General features: G+C 68.8%; 12 protein-coding genes. 4 read left to right on the top strand and 8 right to left on the bottom strand.

The features are described 5' to 3' along the window. Positions 1-5: 5 nt before the first annotated feature. Positions 6-830 (top strand): DUF72 domain-containing protein, encoded by an 825-nt coding sequence (locus AC3DET_RS08075; protein ID WP_488391290.1) that lies wholly within the window; start codon positions 6-8, stop codon positions 828-830. Positions 831-835: 5 nt separating this feature from the next. On the opposite strand, the gene AC3DET_RS08070 is transcribed toward AC3DET_RS08075, so the two are convergent. Together AC3DET_RS08070 and AC3DET_RS08065 are read right to left on the bottom strand one after the other, a co-directional pair. Further along, positions 836-2,137 carry an MFS transporter gene (locus AC3DET_RS08070; protein WP_488391289.1) on the bottom strand — a complete coding sequence of 434 codons (1,302 nt, stop codon included), beginning with the start codon at positions 2,135-2,137 and terminating at the stop codon, positions 836-838. 202 nt (positions 2,138-2,339) lie between these two features. Continuing rightward, positions 2,340-2,984, bottom strand: coding sequence for a Pr6Pr family membrane protein (locus AC3DET_RS08065; RefSeq protein WP_337731168.1), 645 nt, complete (start codon positions 2,982-2,984; stop codon positions 2,340-2,342). 101 nt (positions 2,985-3,085) lie between these two features. Between AC3DET_RS08065 and AC3DET_RS08060 the strand changes: the two genes are divergently transcribed. Continuing rightward, positions 3,086-4,033, top strand: coding sequence for a DMT family transporter (locus tag AC3DET_RS08060; protein WP_488391288.1), 948 nt, complete (start codon positions 3,086-3,088; stop codon positions 4,031-4,033). A 6-nt stretch (positions 4,034-4,039) separates the two neighbouring features. On the opposite strand, the gene AC3DET_RS08055 is transcribed toward AC3DET_RS08060, so the two are convergent. The 6 genes from AC3DET_RS08055 to AC3DET_RS08030 all read right to left on the bottom strand — a co-directional run bounded on the left by AC3DET_RS08055 (position 4,040) and on the right by AC3DET_RS08030 (position 12,699). Beyond that, complete coding sequence (locus tag AC3DET_RS08055; protein WP_337731170.1) at positions 4,040-4,462, bottom strand: universal stress protein; 423 nt, start codon at positions 4,460-4,462, stop codon at positions 4,040-4,042. Positions 4,463-4,553: 91 nt separating this feature from the next. Then, the gene (locus AC3DET_RS08050; RefSeq protein ID WP_488391287.1) at positions 4,554-5,624 is read right to left on the bottom strand and encodes a GGDEF domain-containing protein; all 1,071 of its coding nucleotides are present in this window, start codon (positions 5,622-5,624) and stop codon (positions 4,554-4,556) included. 88 nt (positions 5,625-5,712) lie between these two features. Beyond that, positions 5,713-6,432 (bottom strand): pseudouridine synthase, encoded by a 720-nt coding sequence (locus tag AC3DET_RS08045; RefSeq protein WP_488391286.1) that lies wholly within the window; start codon positions 6,430-6,432, stop codon positions 5,713-5,715. Positions 6,433-6,472: 40 nt separating this feature from the next. Beyond that, positions 6,473-8,902 (bottom strand): putative bifunctional diguanylate cyclase/phosphodiesterase, encoded by a 2,430-nt coding sequence (locus AC3DET_RS08040; protein WP_488391285.1) that lies wholly within the window; start codon positions 8,900-8,902, stop codon positions 6,473-6,475. A 133-nt stretch (positions 8,903-9,035) separates the two neighbouring features. Continuing rightward, positions 9,036-10,643 carry a sensor domain-containing diguanylate cyclase gene (locus tag AC3DET_RS08035; RefSeq protein WP_488391284.1) on the bottom strand — a complete coding sequence of 536 codons (1,608 nt, stop codon included), beginning with the start codon at positions 10,641-10,643 and terminating at the stop codon, positions 9,036-9,038. A 151-nt stretch (positions 10,644-10,794) separates the two neighbouring features. Beyond that, positions 10,795-12,699 (bottom strand): DEAD/DEAH box helicase, encoded by a 1,905-nt coding sequence (locus AC3DET_RS08030; RefSeq protein ID WP_337731175.1) that lies wholly within the window; start codon positions 12,697-12,699, stop codon positions 10,795-10,797. A 209-nt stretch (positions 12,700-12,908) separates the two neighbouring features. On the opposite strand from AC3DET_RS08030, the gene AC3DET_RS08025 reads away from it, so the two are divergent. Together AC3DET_RS08025 and AC3DET_RS08020 are read left to right on the top strand one after the other, a co-directional pair. Beyond that, on the top strand, positions 12,909-13,394 hold the full coding sequence (locus AC3DET_RS08025; protein WP_488391714.1) for an RNA polymerase sigma factor: 486 nt from the start codon (positions 12,909-12,911) through the stop codon (positions 13,392-13,394). A 4-nt stretch (positions 13,395-13,398) separates the two neighbouring features. Next, entirely contained in the window at positions 13,399-14,097 is a 699-nt protein-coding gene (locus tag AC3DET_RS08020; RefSeq protein ID WP_488391283.1) for a serine/threonine protein kinase, read from the top strand. Positions 14,098-14,121 lie beyond the last annotated feature (24 nt).

Here is a 14,121-nt window from a genome sequence, read left to right as displayed (position 1 = left end):
CGCGCATGGACGATCTCTTCGCTTCTGCACCCCCGGTCTCGACCGACGGTATCCGTGTCGGCATCGGCGGCTGGACCTTCGCGCCCTGGCGCAAGAATTTCTATCCCGGTGGCCTGGTGCAACGGCGTGAGCTGGAATACGCCAGCCGCCAGCTCACCGCCATCGAGATCAACGGCACCTACTACAGCGCGCAGAAGCCCGCGACCTACGCCAGTTGGCGCGACCAGACGCCGGATGGCTTCATGTTCTCGGCGAAGGCGCCCAAGCGCATCATGCAATCGCGCTCGCTGGCTTCCACGCGGGTGCAGGTGGAGGATTTCGTCGCCGGTATCGCCGAACTCGGCGCCAAGCTCGGCCCACTGGTCTGGCAGTTCGAAGCGGGCCGGCGCGTGGACGCGGATGAACTCGACGCCTTCCTGACGCTGCTGCCTCGCGAGATCGATGGACGCCCGCTACGGCATGCGCTGGAAGTCCGCGATCCCGGCGCGGTGGATGGGGACTTCATCGACCTGGCGCGTCGCCACCAGGTCGCCACGGTCTTCACCGATTCCACCGACTATCCCTCTTTCGCCGACCTCACGGCGGACTTCGTCTATGCACGCCTGATGCGCTCGCAGCCGATCGAGACCGGGTATCCGCCGAAGGAACTGGCGCAGTGGGCCGAACGCGCGCGCGCCTGGTCGCGCGGCGAAGACATCGCCGAGCTGCCGCACGTCGGCGAACCCGCGGCCGCGCTGCCGCGGCGCGATGTGTTCGTGTATTTCATCAGCAGCGCGAAGGAACGCAATCCGGCCGCGGCGATGGAACTGATCCGCAAGCTGGCGGGATAGCGCCGTCAGTAGCGCAGCGGACGCTTCACGATGACCCATGCAGCGACGCCGACACCGACCAGACAGGTGAACGACACGTAGTGCGCCGGCGCCAACGGTCCCCAGGCGACGGACACCCATGCGATCAGCGGCGGCGTCAGTCCGCCAAACACCGCGTACGCCACGTTGTACGAGAACGACAGGCCGGAGAAGCGCACCTCGGGCGGGAACGCCGCCACCATCAGCGCCGGCGTCACGCCCACCACCCCGCAGCAGAAACCGGCCAGCGTGTACCAGGCCACGAACTGCGCCTGGTGGCCCGCCACCAGGGCGCCGTACAACGCGTACGCAGCCGCGCCCAACCCCAAGGACCCGAACAGCAGCGCGCGCCCCACGCCGATGCGGTCCACCGCCCAGCCCGCGACCAGGCAACCGAATACCAGCGCCAGCGTCGCCAGGCTGTTGCCCTGGAATGCCACGGCAGGCGCAATGCCGAAGCTGGTCTGCACCAGCGTTGGCGTCAGCAACACGATCACCACGATGGCAGCGGTCAACTGCCACGAGGCCAGCATCGACAGGATCACCGCGGGCCGGTGTGCGGCCAGCACCTGCTTCACCGGCAGCCGTCGCGCCAGCTGCCGGCGCTCGCGCATCTCGACGAACACCGGCGTCTCCTCCAGCCAGCGCCGCAGCCACACCGCGATGAAGCCGAACGCGCCGCCCAGCAGGAACGGTACGCGCCAGATGCCCTCCTGCACCTGGGCCGCGCTGTAATGCGCGTTGATCCAGGCCGCCAGCAACGAGCCGATCAGGATGCCGGCGGTCAGGCCCGCCGTCAGCGTGGCGCAGGCGATGCCGACGCGACCGCGCGGCACGTGCTCGGCCACGAACACCCAGGCCCCCGGCACTTCACCGCCCACCGCGATCCCTTGCACGACGCGCATCGCCAGCAGCAACAGCGGCGCCAGCGCGCCGACCTGCGCGTGCGTCGGCAGCAGGCCGATCAACAGGGTGGGCACCGACATCATGAAAACGCTGAGCGTGAACATGCGCTTGCGGCCCAGGCGGTCGCCGAAGTGCGCCATCACCACGCCGCCGAGCGGTCGCGCCACGTAGCCCGCCGCGAAGATGCCGTACACCTGCAGCTGTGCCAGCCACGGCGCGGTACCGGGCGGGAAGAACAACGCACCCAGCACCTTGGCGAAGAACACGAACACGACGAAGTCGTAGAACTCCAGCGCACCGCCCAGCGCCGACAGGCCGAGCGTCTTCGCATCGCGCCGGTCGAAGGGACGGTGGATCGGACGCGATGCGTCAGCGACGGTCATGCGGAAGCCCTGAATGTCGGTACGGTCGTGGCGCGCGAACATCGCACGCCGCGCGAGACGCGTCCAGCGCTGTCGCCCCCTGCAGGAGCGACGTGAGTCGCGACCGGACGCCTACCGGTCATGCACAGCTGCATCGCCCATAGTCCGTCGGATTGCCAAGTGCCCTGGCGAGCTTGATGCACGGTCGCGACTCACGTCGCTCCTACAGGGGACTTCTACGCCGGCCGAGCAGCCGGTCCAGGCCCACGACGACCAGCCCCAGCACCACGAACACCCCCATGACGCCCAGCGCGTTGACGCCCACGCGCGCCCAGCCCAGCTGGCCCACGTCGATGAAGGGGTACGGATACTCGCCCACCCACGCGCCACGCAGGAACACCCAGCCGACGTAACCCAGCGGGAACAGCAGCCATCCCGCCACATCGCGCCAGCGCAGCGCCCCATGCGGCACACACGTCAGCCACCACGCCCAGTACGCCAGCGGCACCGCGTAGTGCAGGCCGGTGTCGGCCCACCATTGCGCACCCTGCGGCTGCCACAGGTGGCGCAGGATGAAGAAGTAGATGCTGCCGGTGACGCCGATGTACAACGCGACCGCGCCGCGCACGCGGGCCTGCCCGAAGAAGCCCGACCGCCCCGTCGCCGCGGCGAAGGCGACCAGCGCCACCGCGATATTGCTGAGGATGGTGAAGTAGGTGACGAAGCGCACCGTGCCCAGGACCACGCCGACATTGTCGCGGGTCAGCTGCAGGATCAGGACGTACTGCAGCACCAGCGCCGCCAGGGCAAGCAGCCCCACAAGCGCTGCGAACGTGCGGGGCACGACGGGAAGGCATGTGGGCGACATCGGTCATCCTCGATCCGCGGTCCCGCCAGCTTGCCACGGCGAGCGCCCGGTCGGGAGTGGTCTCATCGCCAGCCGCGCGGCGCTTCGGCGACAATGCACGCATGCCGATGACACCGACCGCCAGGGCCCAGCTGCAGATCCACCTGTGCGTGCTGCTGTGGGGCTTCACGCCCATCCTGGGCAAGCTGATCAGCCTGTCCGCGCTGCCGCTGGTTTGGTGGCGCATGCTGATCGTGGTGGTCGCCCTCGCCTTGCTGCCACGCGTATGGCGTGGCCTGCGCGCGATGCCGTTGAAGCTGGCCCTCGCGTATTGCGGCATCGGCGTGATCGTGGCACTGCACTGGCTGACGTTCTACGGCGCGATCAAGTTGTCGAATGCGTCCGTGGCGGTGACCTGCATCGCACTGGCGCCGGCCTTCACCTCGGTGATCGAGCCGTGGCTGACACGCCGGCCGTTTTCCTGGCGCGAACTGCTGTTCGGCATCGCGGTGTTGCCGGGCGTGGCGCTGGTGGTCGGCGGGATCCCCGACGGCATGCGGCTGGGCGTGCTGGTCGGCGCGATATCCGCGTTGCTGGTGGCGGTGTTCGGGCCGCTCAACAAGCGCCTGATCGACCATGGCGAGCCGCTGACGATCACCGGACTGGAACTTGGCGCCGGCACCATCCTGCTGACATTGCTGGCACCCCTGATGCCGATCCTGTTCCCCGCCTTCGCCGGCGAACTGTTCGTGCTGCCCGGGCTGAAGGACGGCGTGTTGCTGCTGGTGCTGTCGCTGGCCTGCACGCTGCTGCCGTTCGCGCTGTCGCTGGTCGCGCTGAAGCACCTCAGTGCATACGGCGTGCAGCTGGTGACCAACCTGGAACCGGTCTACGCCATCATGCTGGCGATCGTGCTGCTGGGCGAGCAGCGCGAGCTGACACCGCTGTTCTACCTGGGCGTCGGCATCATCCTGGCGGCGGTGTTCCTGCATCCGCTGACGCAACGCCCCAGGCGCATCGAGCACCCGGAAGTGCTGGGCACCTCCGAGGCCAAGAACATCGTCGATTGAGCGCGGTCAGCGCGCGACCACCACCGGCACCGGACTGGTGGCGATGACCTTCAGCGCCACCGAACCGACGAGCAGCTGCTTCAACGCGCCGCGCCCGTGGGTACCCATCACGATCAGGTCCGCCTTGCCGGACTTGGCCTGCTTGACGATGCTCTCGGCCGGCTCGCCCACCACGATCTTCTCCACGAAGGGCAACTGCGCGCGCTTGAGCGCGGTGCGCGCCTTCTTCAGCGCATAGGCGCCGTTCTCTGCGTGGTAACGCTCCACGCCATCGCTGCCGAGTTCGAGCGCGACCGAGCGCAGCAGCGGCGGATCGACATACAGCAGGGTCACGGTGGGCAGCTCGGCCAACGACTTGCTCAGTTCCACGAGGTGGCGGACAGCCGCCAGTCCGATCTCGCTTCCATCCACGGCCAACAGGATCTTCATCGTCGTTCTCCGCATGGGGCGGGCGCCCGCTGCGCCGCCGATGGGTACAGCATGCGTCAGTCCGTCGCGGCGCGCATTGATCCCGATCAACTCAGGTCGCCACCACCACCCGGTCGCGCCCGCTGCGCTTGGCTTCGTACAGGGCCTGGTCGGCGCGACGGAACATGGTCTCCGCGGTGTCCCCGCCCTGACGGTCCGCCAGACCGATGCTGACCGATACCGGCAGGCCGATGGGCAGCAGGCCCACGCTCTGCCGCATGTACTCGCACTGCAGCCGTGCCTCGTCGCACTTCGCGCCGGGCATCAGGATGACGAACTCCTCGCCACCGTAGCGGGCGGCCAGTCCACGTCCGGCCGACTGGGATTTCAGCATGTCCGCCAGCGCCACCAGCACGCGGTCGCCTTCATCGTGGCCATGCAGGTCGTTGATCGTCTTGAAGTGGTCCACGTCCAGTACCGCCACCGCCAGCGGCTCGCCGGACTCCTCGGCCTTGCGCATCGCAGCCTCCAGCGCAGCCGCGAATGCCCGCCGGTTGGGCAGCCCCGTCAGCACGTCGGTGCGGGTCTGCTCGGAGAGATCGGCGTTCTGCTGCTCCAGCTGGTCCTGGTAGAGCTGCATCTGCTGTTCGTACCAGCCGCGCTCGCGCAATTGATGGCTCAGTTGCCGGCTTACGCGGCGCAACTCCAGCAGCTGGGAGACCTGCCGCGAGAGCGCATCCAGTGCGGTGAGCTGGAACGGCTCCAGCTGCCGCGGCTGCGCGTCCACCAGACACAGCGCGCCCAGGGCGAAGCCATCCGACGTCATCAGCGGTGCGCCCGCATAGAACCGGATGCCGTTCCCGGCGGTGACCAGCGGATTGTCGGCGAAGCGCGCATCACGCGTCGCATCCGGCACCACCGTCATGGCGCCCGGACTGAGGATGGTGTGCGCGCAGAAGGACGTTTCCAGCGAGGGGTCCGGGTTGTCCATGCCGACCTGGGCCTTGAACCACTGCCGGTTGCGATCGATCAGCGTGACGGCGGCCATCGGCACATCGCAGATCGCGGCGGCGATCCGGACCAGGTCGTCGAAGGCGCGTTCGGGATCGCTATCGAGAATGTCGAAGCTGCGCAGGGCAGCCAGGCGTTCTTCTTCGTTGTCGGGCTTGAGAGGTCGGCTCATGCCGGCAGGGGATGTGGAGACCGGAGCAGTATGCCGGTGTTCGTGCGCACCGTAAGTCGCCGCCGCGCGACGACGATCACGCTATGCGTCACCAGGCTTCCTGCTGCGGCAGCAGGCCACGCAGCTCCTGATCGGTGAGGTTGCGCCAGCGGCCCAGCTTCAGGTCACCCAGCTTCACGTTGTCGATCCGCACCCGGCGCAACTGGGTGACGCGGTAGTCGAAGGCAGCGGCCATCAGGCGGATCTGGCGGTTCAATCCCTGGGTCAGGGTGATGCGGAAACCGAACCTGGCGATCCGGCTGGTGCGGCACGGCAGCGTCATCTGCCCGTGCACGCGCACGCCGCGCGCCATGCCGCGCAGGAACTCGTCCGTCACCGGCTTGTTGACCGCCACCAGGTACTCCTTCTCGTGGCGGTTCTCCGCGCGCAGGATCTGGTTGACGATGTCGCCGTTGCTGGTCAGCAGGATCAGGCCCTCGGAATCCTTGTCCAACCGCCCGATCGGGAAGATGCGCTGCTCGTGGCCGATGAAGTCGACGATATTGTCCTTCACCGACGACTCCGTGGTGCAGGTAATGCCGACCGGCTTGTTCAGCACGATGTATACGTGCTTGCGCTTGCCTGCCTTCACCGCCCGCGCCTTCAGCGGCTGCCCATCGACCCGCACCTCGTCGCCCTCGCCCACCACGGCGCCCATGCCGGCGGCCATGCCATTGACGGTGACGCGGCGTTCCGCGATCAGGCGGTCGGCCTCGCGGCGGGAACAGAAGCCGGTGTCGGCGATGCGCTTGTTGAGGCGGACGGTCATGCCGCCATTATCCGGGATCGGGCGCCCGCCGTCGCCCGCTTCAGGCAGGTTCCGCGTAGGCGGCGGCCGGAACGGACTCCCATGCCGCCATCAGTTCGTCCAGCGGACAGGGCACGTGGACGGCGTAGCCCTGCACGTGCCCGATGCCCACCTCGCGCAGTTGCGCCATCACCGCATCGCTTTCGACCCACTCGGCGATGGTGACCTTGCCCAGCGCCTGCCCCATCTGGCTCATCGAACGCACCAGCGCCAGGTCGACCTCGCCCCGCGCCAGGTCGCGGATGAAGGCGCCGTCGATCTTGAGGATGTCCACCGGCAACCGCTTGAGATAGGCGAACGACGACAGGCCGCTGCCGAAATCGTCCAGCGCGATCCGGCACCCGCGCGCCCGCATCGCATCGATGAAGCGGCAGGCATCGTCCAGGTTGGCGATCACCGCCGTTTCGGTGATCTCGAAGCACAGCCGCGTGGCCACGTCCGGGTGCTGGTCCAGCAGCAGGTTCACGTGCTCCAGGAAAGCGGGGTCGGCGATGGACTGCGCGGACATGTTCACGTGGCACAGATCCACGCGGGCCAGGTGCGCAGGATGCAGGGCGAAGTGGCGGCACACCGCATCGACGACGAAGGCATCGACCGCCATGCCCTGCCCGTAACGCTCCATCGCCGGCAGGAAAACCCCCGGCGCATGCAGCCGGCCCTCGCGGTCGCGCAGGCGTACCAGCACTTCGTACTGCAGGCGCTGGCTGCCATCCAGCGCGACGATCTGCTGCGCATACAGCAACAGGCGGTCTTCCGCGATCGCCAGTTGCGTGTGCGCCACCCATTCCAGTTCGTGGCGGCGACGCGAGAGGCTGGGATCGGAATCGCGATAGCAGCGGATGCGGTTGCGCCCTTCTTCCTTGGCGACATAGCACGCGGCATCGGCAGCGCGCAGCAGCCAGTCCACGTCCACTGCCGTGTCGTTTATCTCGGCCACGCCGATGCTGCAGTTCAGGCCGAACGTACGCCCGTTCCACTGGAACGAGGACTCGCCCAGCGACGCATGGATGCGCGCCATCGCCGCTTCCGCTTCCTCCAGCGTGGTGTCGTGCAGCAGCACCGCGAACTCATCGCCGCCCAGGCGCCCCAGCCAGTCTTCACGACGCAGCTGCGCCGCCACCCGGGTGGCGAAATGGCACAGGAAGCGATCGCCCGCTTCATGCCCGCAGGTGTCGTTGACCAGCTTGAACTGGTCCAGGTCGATGTAGCAGAGCGTGTGCCGCCCATCGCATCCATGTGCCTGCCCGAGCGCGCTGCCCAGCCGGCGGGCGATCTCGCGCCGGTTGATCAGGCCGGTGAGGTCGTCATGGCTGGCTTGGTGCGCGATCTCGCAGGCGAGTTCATGTGCTTCGGACACGTCTTCCACCAGCACGAACACCCGCTCCGCGCAGCGCGCGCGCGCCGCGACCACCGACGCCGTCCAGCGCACCCAGCGCACGTCGCCGTCGCGACGCACGAGCCGGCGCTCGCCCGGCTCGAGCATGCGGGTCCAGTCGATGGCGCCGTGGGCATCGCATTGCAGATCGTCGGCATGCAGGACGTCGGACAGGTGCAGCGAGCGGATGTCATGCAGCGGCATCCCCAGGATCTGCGCCAGCGCCTCGTTCGCCTGGGTGAAACGTCCGTCGCGATCCAGCTTGAGCATGCCCACCACGGACTGGTGGAACGCCATGCGGAATTCGCTTTCGGTCTCGCGCACGCGGCGCAGCGTGCTGCGCATGACGTGCAGCGCATACGCGCAGAGCACGAGGAACGCCACCGCGCTGAGCCCCAGCAGGACGCGCCGCATGAAATGCGCACCCTCCGCCAGCGAGCGCGAGAACGCGAGTTCCTTCGGGCGCACGCGCGCGTCGATTTCCATCAACCTGTGCTGGTAGGCGCGGACGCTGGCATCGTCGCGCGTGGCGCCTGGCGGACGCGACTCGAGTTCGTCGGCCAGCGCTACCAGCTGCTGGATCTCGACTTCCGCCTCGCGCCACAGGCGCACCGATTCGCGGAAGTACGGGGCCTTGCCCAGCATGCGGTACATCCAGACCAGGCGCTCGATGTCCTCCGGCGCGTTCTCGCCCTGCAGGAACCCCGCACGGGCGGCGGCCACGTCGACCGGCGTGCGCTCCAGCGCCAGTCGGCCCGCGCGGTCCCCCAGCGGCACGCGCAGGGCGGCGCGCGCATCGGCCAGGTCGGCGGGCTGCGCATGGCGCGCGTAGCGGTACAGGCTGTGCACGGCACGCTGCTGCGCTTTGGACCAGTGGCTCTCGCCGATGATGTAGGCGGTCGCGCCCGCCTGCGTTTCAAGCACGGCGGCGATCAGCAGTGCGCCCAGCGCGGACAGGACGATGAGCACCGCGACCCGGGCCGGAAGGCGCTGCAGCCCCCGGTCGCGGTCACCGCCGGCCATTCCGCCCGCTAGGGGTGCTTCCCTGTTGTCCACATGTCACTCCTGTTGGTCCACGCGATGGAAGGCATTCGCGCAGGCCTCCATCGTCGTTCATCGGCCCGGCCCCGGTGCGCTTGAGGCCATGGTCATCATTCGACACGGACCGCCGACAAATGGTCGTCCCGCGTCAGTTGCTGTCATCCGGGGCGGCCCCGGCGTCGACTACCTGGTCGCGCCCGGCCCGCTTGGCCCGGTACATCGCCTCGTCGGCGCGACGCAGCAGCGATGCCGCGTCGAGGTCCTCCGGCTCCAGTGTCGCCAGGCCGATGCTGGCGGTGACGAGCAGGCCCTCGATGCCCAGCCCGGCGCCGGTCGCGCGCACCTGCGTACGCATCGCTTCCAGGCGCGCCCGCGCGGTGGCACCGCCTATGCCGGGCAACAGCACCAGGAACTCCTCGCCGCCCATCCGGATCACGTCCGCAGGGTCGCGCACCACCGAGGTCAGGGTGCCCGCCACCGCCACCAGCACGCGGTCGCCGACCGCATGCCCGTGCACGTCGTTGATGCGCTTGAACAGGTCGATGTCGAGGAAGCCCACGGCCAGCGATTCCTCACCCGCGCGGGCATCGCGCATGTGCTGCTCCAGCCGCTTCAGGCCGGCACGGCGGTTCGGCAGGCCGGTGAGTTCGTCGGTGTCGGCCAGGGCGCGCATCTCGTCGCGCTGGCGGCGCAACTGGCCCAGGCGCAGGTTCAGCACGTACGCGCTGACGGTCAGGAACCAGGTGATCGACAGCTGGATGGCTTCCACGCGGTATTCGATCAACAGGCGGCTGTCGACCAGGTCCATCGCGGCCATCGCCAGGAACGGCATCACGGCGGCGATCGCCGCCATGGCATCGGCGCGCTGGCGGCGCAGGAAACACAGGCCCAGGGCCAGGATGACACCGCAGCCTGCGGAAAACCCCATGTCCACGCCGGTCGCCAGCCGCGACAGGCCTTCCTGCGGCAACCAGGCCACGGCCATGCTGGTGGCGCCGATGCCCGCGACGAGCCAGGGCAGCCAGCGTCGCGTGCCGGGCCAGGCGCGCGCGCCGCCGACCAGCAGCCACATCACGTACAACAGCGTCGGCAAGCCCAGGCAGGAGAACGCGACCAGCCACCGGGATTCGCCGTCGCCGATGGGCAGCCAGGGTTCCGGGTAGCCGCTCAGACCACTGAGCACCGCCTGTCCCAACACGCTGAGCGCGCACAGCAGGGTGTAACCCAGGAAGACCCGATCACGCGTGCTCAGGAATCCCATCAGTGCCATGAAGGCCAGCGCGATGGCGATGGCCACGCACGCCGTCCGCACCAGCAGGCGCGCGGTGTCGAACTGCTGGACCGGGCTGGGCGCACCGATGCGGACGGTGGGAATCCATCCGGGCTTCAATGGCGTGGCCCAGGCCACCTCGATGGGTTCCCGGTTGCCCGCCGGGGGCACCACCACCATGCCCACGCCGGCACGGAACCGCGAATCGCGCGTGCGGGCGTCGTGCATGCGCCCGCAGACCTCGCGGTCGCCATGGTGCACCCGCACCTCGCCCGCGAAGATGTTGAACACGTTGACCGCCTGCGGGGCACCGGACCACCCTCCCGGCGGTGCGGGGACCTCGACCCGCTCGGTCAGCCCGGCCAGCATCGCGGCCGTGCAGTGCCGCTGCGGTGCCTGTTCGGAGGTCGGCGCACCGGTGACCAGGTAGTCCCTGCCGGCTTCCGGAGCGGCCTGGACCGGGCACGACAGCGCGAAGAGCAGCATCAGCCACCCCGCGATTCCGCCACGTTGATCCCCGTTCCCCCTCACAGACACTCCGGTATGTCGCCGCCCTCCCGATGACCGGTGCGCTGGCTTGCGTCTCCGGAATGCAACTTCCGTGCCACTCGCAGTGCCGGGGGCACCGGCAGAGCCGTCACTCGCGCGGCGGCCCCTTGCGGTGCGGCTTGCCGGCCGGCTTGCCTGCGCCGAACGGCTTGTCGCCGCGTGGCTTGCCCTTGCCTGCGCCTGCGCCCGCGAACCGGCGTGGCGGCGCGCTGCCGGCATCCTCGCCCTGCTTGTGGATGCGCAGTTGCTGGCCGGACACCCAGACCTTCTTGAGGTGCATCAGCAGCTCGCGCGGCATGCCTTCGGGCAGGTCCAGCGTGGTGTGGTCGTGCTGGATGTCGATGCGGCCGATGTAGCGGCTCTCCAGCCCGGCCTCGTTGGCGATCGCGCCGACGATGTTCGCCGGCTTCACGCCGTGGGCGTGGCCCACCTCGATGCGGTAGGTCTCCATGCCCACTTCCGGCGCACCACGCGGCTTGTCGGCGCGCGGACGGTCGGTGTCGGGACGCTCGATGCGCGAGCGCTCGGGCTTGTCGAAGCTGCGCGCCGGGCGCTCGCCCGGACCGTCCTCGTGGCGGCGCGGACGCTCGTCGCGCTCGCGGCGCGGCGCGTTGCCATAGGTCTCGCTGCGCACCGGGCGCTGTTCGCGCGGGGTGCGCTCCTGCGACAGCAGCAGCGGCGTGTCGCCCTGCACCAGTTGCGCCAGCGCGGCGGCGATGTCGACCGCAGGCACGTTCTGTTCGCGTTCGTAGCGCTCGATCAGCGCACGGAATTCGCCGGCCTTGCCGGATGCCAGCATGTCGGTGATGCGGGCCAGGAACCTCTCCACACGACGGTCGTTCACCGCTTCCACGCTGGGCAGCTGCATCTCTTCGATCGGCTGGCGGGTGGCGCGCTCGATCGAGCGCAGCATGCCCTTCTCGCGCGGGGTGACGAACAGGATCGCATCGCCGGTGCGACCGGCGCGGCCGGTGCGGCCGATGCGATGCACGTAGCTTTCGGTGTCGTACGGGATGTCGTAGTTCAGCACGTGGCTGATGCGTTCCACGTCCAGGCCGCGCGCGGCCACGTCGGTGGCGACGAGGATGTCCAGCTTGCCGTCCTTGAGCTGCTGGATGGTCTTCTCGCGCGCCGCCTGCTGCATGTCGCCGTTGATCGCCGCGGCTGCCAGGCCACGCGCCTGCAGCTTGTCGGCCAGTTCCTCGGTCGCCGCCTTGGTGCGGGCGAACACGATCATGCCGTCGAACGGCTCCACTTCCAGGATCCGCGTCAGCGCATCCAGCTTGTGCATGCCGCTGACCCACCAGTAGCGCTGGCGGATGTTGGCCGAGGTGGTGGTCTTGGAGGCGATGTTCACCTCGACCGGATCCTTCAGGTAGGTCTGGGCGATGCGCCGGATCGCCGGCGGCATGGTCGCGGAGAACAGCGCCACCTGGCGTGTTTCCGGGGTCTTCTTCAGCACCGTCTCGACGTCGTCGATGAAGCCCATGCGCAGCATTTCATCGGCTTCGTCCAGCACCAGCGTGGTCAGCCCGGACAGGTCCAGCGAGCCGCGCTCGAGGTGATCGATCACACGGCCGGGCGTACCGACCACGACGTGCACGCCGCGCTTCAGCGCCTGCAGCTGCGGGTAGTAGCTCTGGCCGCCGTAGATCGGCAGCACGTGGAAGCCGGGAATCTTGCCGGCGTACTTCTGGAACGCTTCGGCCACCTGGATGGCCAGCTCGCGCGTGGGCGCCAGCACCAGCGCCTGAGGGCTCCCGGCATTCAGGTTGATGTTCGCCAGCACCGGCAGCGCGAACGCCGCGGTCTTGCCGGTACCCGTCTGCGCCGTGCCCAGCACGTCACGCCCGGCCAGCATGGCGGGGATGGTGGCCGCCTGGATCGGGGACGGGGTCTCGTAGCCCACCTCGGTGACGGCGGCCATGACCGGTGCCGGCAGGCCGAGATCGGCGAAAAGGAGGGGGGCGGGCGAAGGGGATTCTTGGGACATGCGGATACTCCGGGGCGTCGCGGAGCCGCACGCCGAGCCGCGTATTGTGCGCTTTCGGGGGGCTCCTGTCGCGCTGCAGCACCCGCTGACCCGGCGCCGGCGATGCGGCCGCGTGATTTTCCGGGCCCGTCGGCGAATCACCCTGCACACCGCACAATCGAGCCGATGCCGGAATGGATTCGACCACCGCCATGAATGCCCACAGCCCCATGGACGCCCGCGAGGGCTTCCCGGCGCTGCTGCAGGCCCACCGCGGCATCATCGCCAAGGTCGCCGGCACCTACGCCTGGCACCGCGACGACCGCGACGACCTGATGCAGGACATCGCCACGCAGCTCTGGAAGGCCTGGCCCGACTACGACCACGCGCGCCCGTTCGCCACCTGGATGTACCGCATCGCGCTGAACGTGGCGATCTCGCACGTCCGGAGCCGTACGCGCGGACCGTCGTCCGAGGCGTGGACCGAAGACCATCACGACCTCGCCGACCCGCATGCACATGACTACGAAGGGCGCCAGCAGGTCGACCTGCTGTACCGCTTCATCCAGGCACAGCCGCCGCTCGACCGCGCCCTGTTGCTGCTCTACCTGGAAGACCACAGCTACCGCGAGATGGCCGACGTGCTGGGCCTGAGCGAAACCAATGTCGCCACCAAGATCAGCCGGCTGAAACAGCGGCTGCGCCAGGAACTCTGACCCGATGACTTCTTCTTACGGAACTATCGCCATGGAAACCGATGAACTGAAACTGGCATGGCAGACGCTGTCGCGCCGCCTGGAACGGCACGATGCCCTGCAGGCCCACGTGCTGCTGGAGCAACGCAAGCAGAAGGCGCTGTCGAGCCTGCGCCCGCTGTTCTGGGGCCAGGTGGCGCAGACGCTGTTCGGCATCCCCTTCATCCTGCTGGCGGCGCTGTTGTGGATCCGAGGCGGGCAATCCGGCGACGGCCTGCCATGGACGACCGTCGTGGCCGGCATCATCGTGCAGCTCTATGGCATCGCGACCATCGCGATGGCCGGCCAGACGCTGCACCGCATCGGGCAGATCGACTACGCCCAGCCCATCGTCGACATCCAGAAGCGGCTGGCCACGCTGCGGCGCACCTACATCGTCAACGGAATGCTGGCGGGCTTGCCGTGGTGGTTCCTGTGGGTGCCGGTGCTGATGGTGCTGGCCGGACTCGGGGGTACCGACCTGTACGCCCGCGCACCCGGCATGGTGTGGATCGGCCTGCTGGTCGGCGCGGCGGGATTGCTGGCCACGGCCTGGTTCCATCGCTGGTCGCGCAACCCGGCGCGGCCGCGCCTGGCGAAGGCGATGGAAGACAGCATCAGTGGCGCCAGCCTGCGCCGCGCACGCGCCCAGTTCGACGAGATCGCGCGCTTCGAGCAGGACTGAGCCGTCACCCGCGTGGCTTACACT

It is taken from the genome of Pseudoxanthomonas sp. 97-1-1 (assembly GCF_057773125.1).
Note: the sequence above shows the minus strand (reverse complement) of the source record. Positions and strands in the feature narration are given on the sequence as shown.

Bases quoted from the DNA above. Each gene is read 5' to 3' on its own strand.
- AC3DET_RS08060 (WP_488391288.1), top strand. From the start codon at position 3,086: ATGCCGATGACACCGACCGCCAGGGCCCAGCTGCAGATCCACCTGTGC.
- AC3DET_RS08035 (WP_488391284.1), bottom strand. From the start codon at position 10,643: ATGCTGCTCTTCGCGCTGTCGTGCCCGGTCCAGGCCGCTCCGGAAGCC.
- AC3DET_RS08030 (WP_337731175.1), bottom strand. From the start codon at position 12,699: ATGTCCCAAGAATCCCCTTCGCCCGCCCCCCTCCTTTTCGCCGATCTC.
- AC3DET_RS08045 (WP_488391286.1), bottom strand. From the start codon at position 6,432: ATGACCGTCCGCCTCAACAAGCGCATCGCCGACACCGGCTTCTGTTCC.
- AC3DET_RS08070 (WP_488391289.1), bottom strand. From the start codon at position 2,137: ATGACCGTCGCTGACGCATCGCGTCCGATCCACCGTCCCTTCGACCGG.
- AC3DET_RS08025 (WP_488391714.1), top strand. From the start codon at position 12,909: ATGGACGCCCGCGAGGGCTTCCCGGCGCTGCTGCAGGCCCACCGCGGC.
- AC3DET_RS08020 (WP_488391283.1), top strand. From the start codon at position 13,399: ATGACTTCTTCTTACGGAACTATCGCCATGGAAACCGATGAACTGAAA.
- AC3DET_RS08050 (WP_488391287.1), bottom strand. From the start codon at position 5,624: ATGAGCCGACCTCTCAAGCCCGACAACGAAGAAGAACGCCTGGCTGCC.
- AC3DET_RS08055 (WP_337731170.1), bottom strand. From the start codon at position 4,462: ATGAAGATCCTGTTGGCCGTGGATGGAAGCGAGATCGGACTGGCGGCT.
- AC3DET_RS08065 (WP_337731168.1), bottom strand. From the start codon at position 2,984: ATGTCGCCCACATGCCTTCCCGTCGTGCCCCGCACGTTCGCAGCGCTT.
- AC3DET_RS08075 (WP_488391290.1), top strand. From the start codon at position 6: ATGGACGATCTCTTCGCTTCTGCACCCCCGGTCTCGACCGACGGTATC.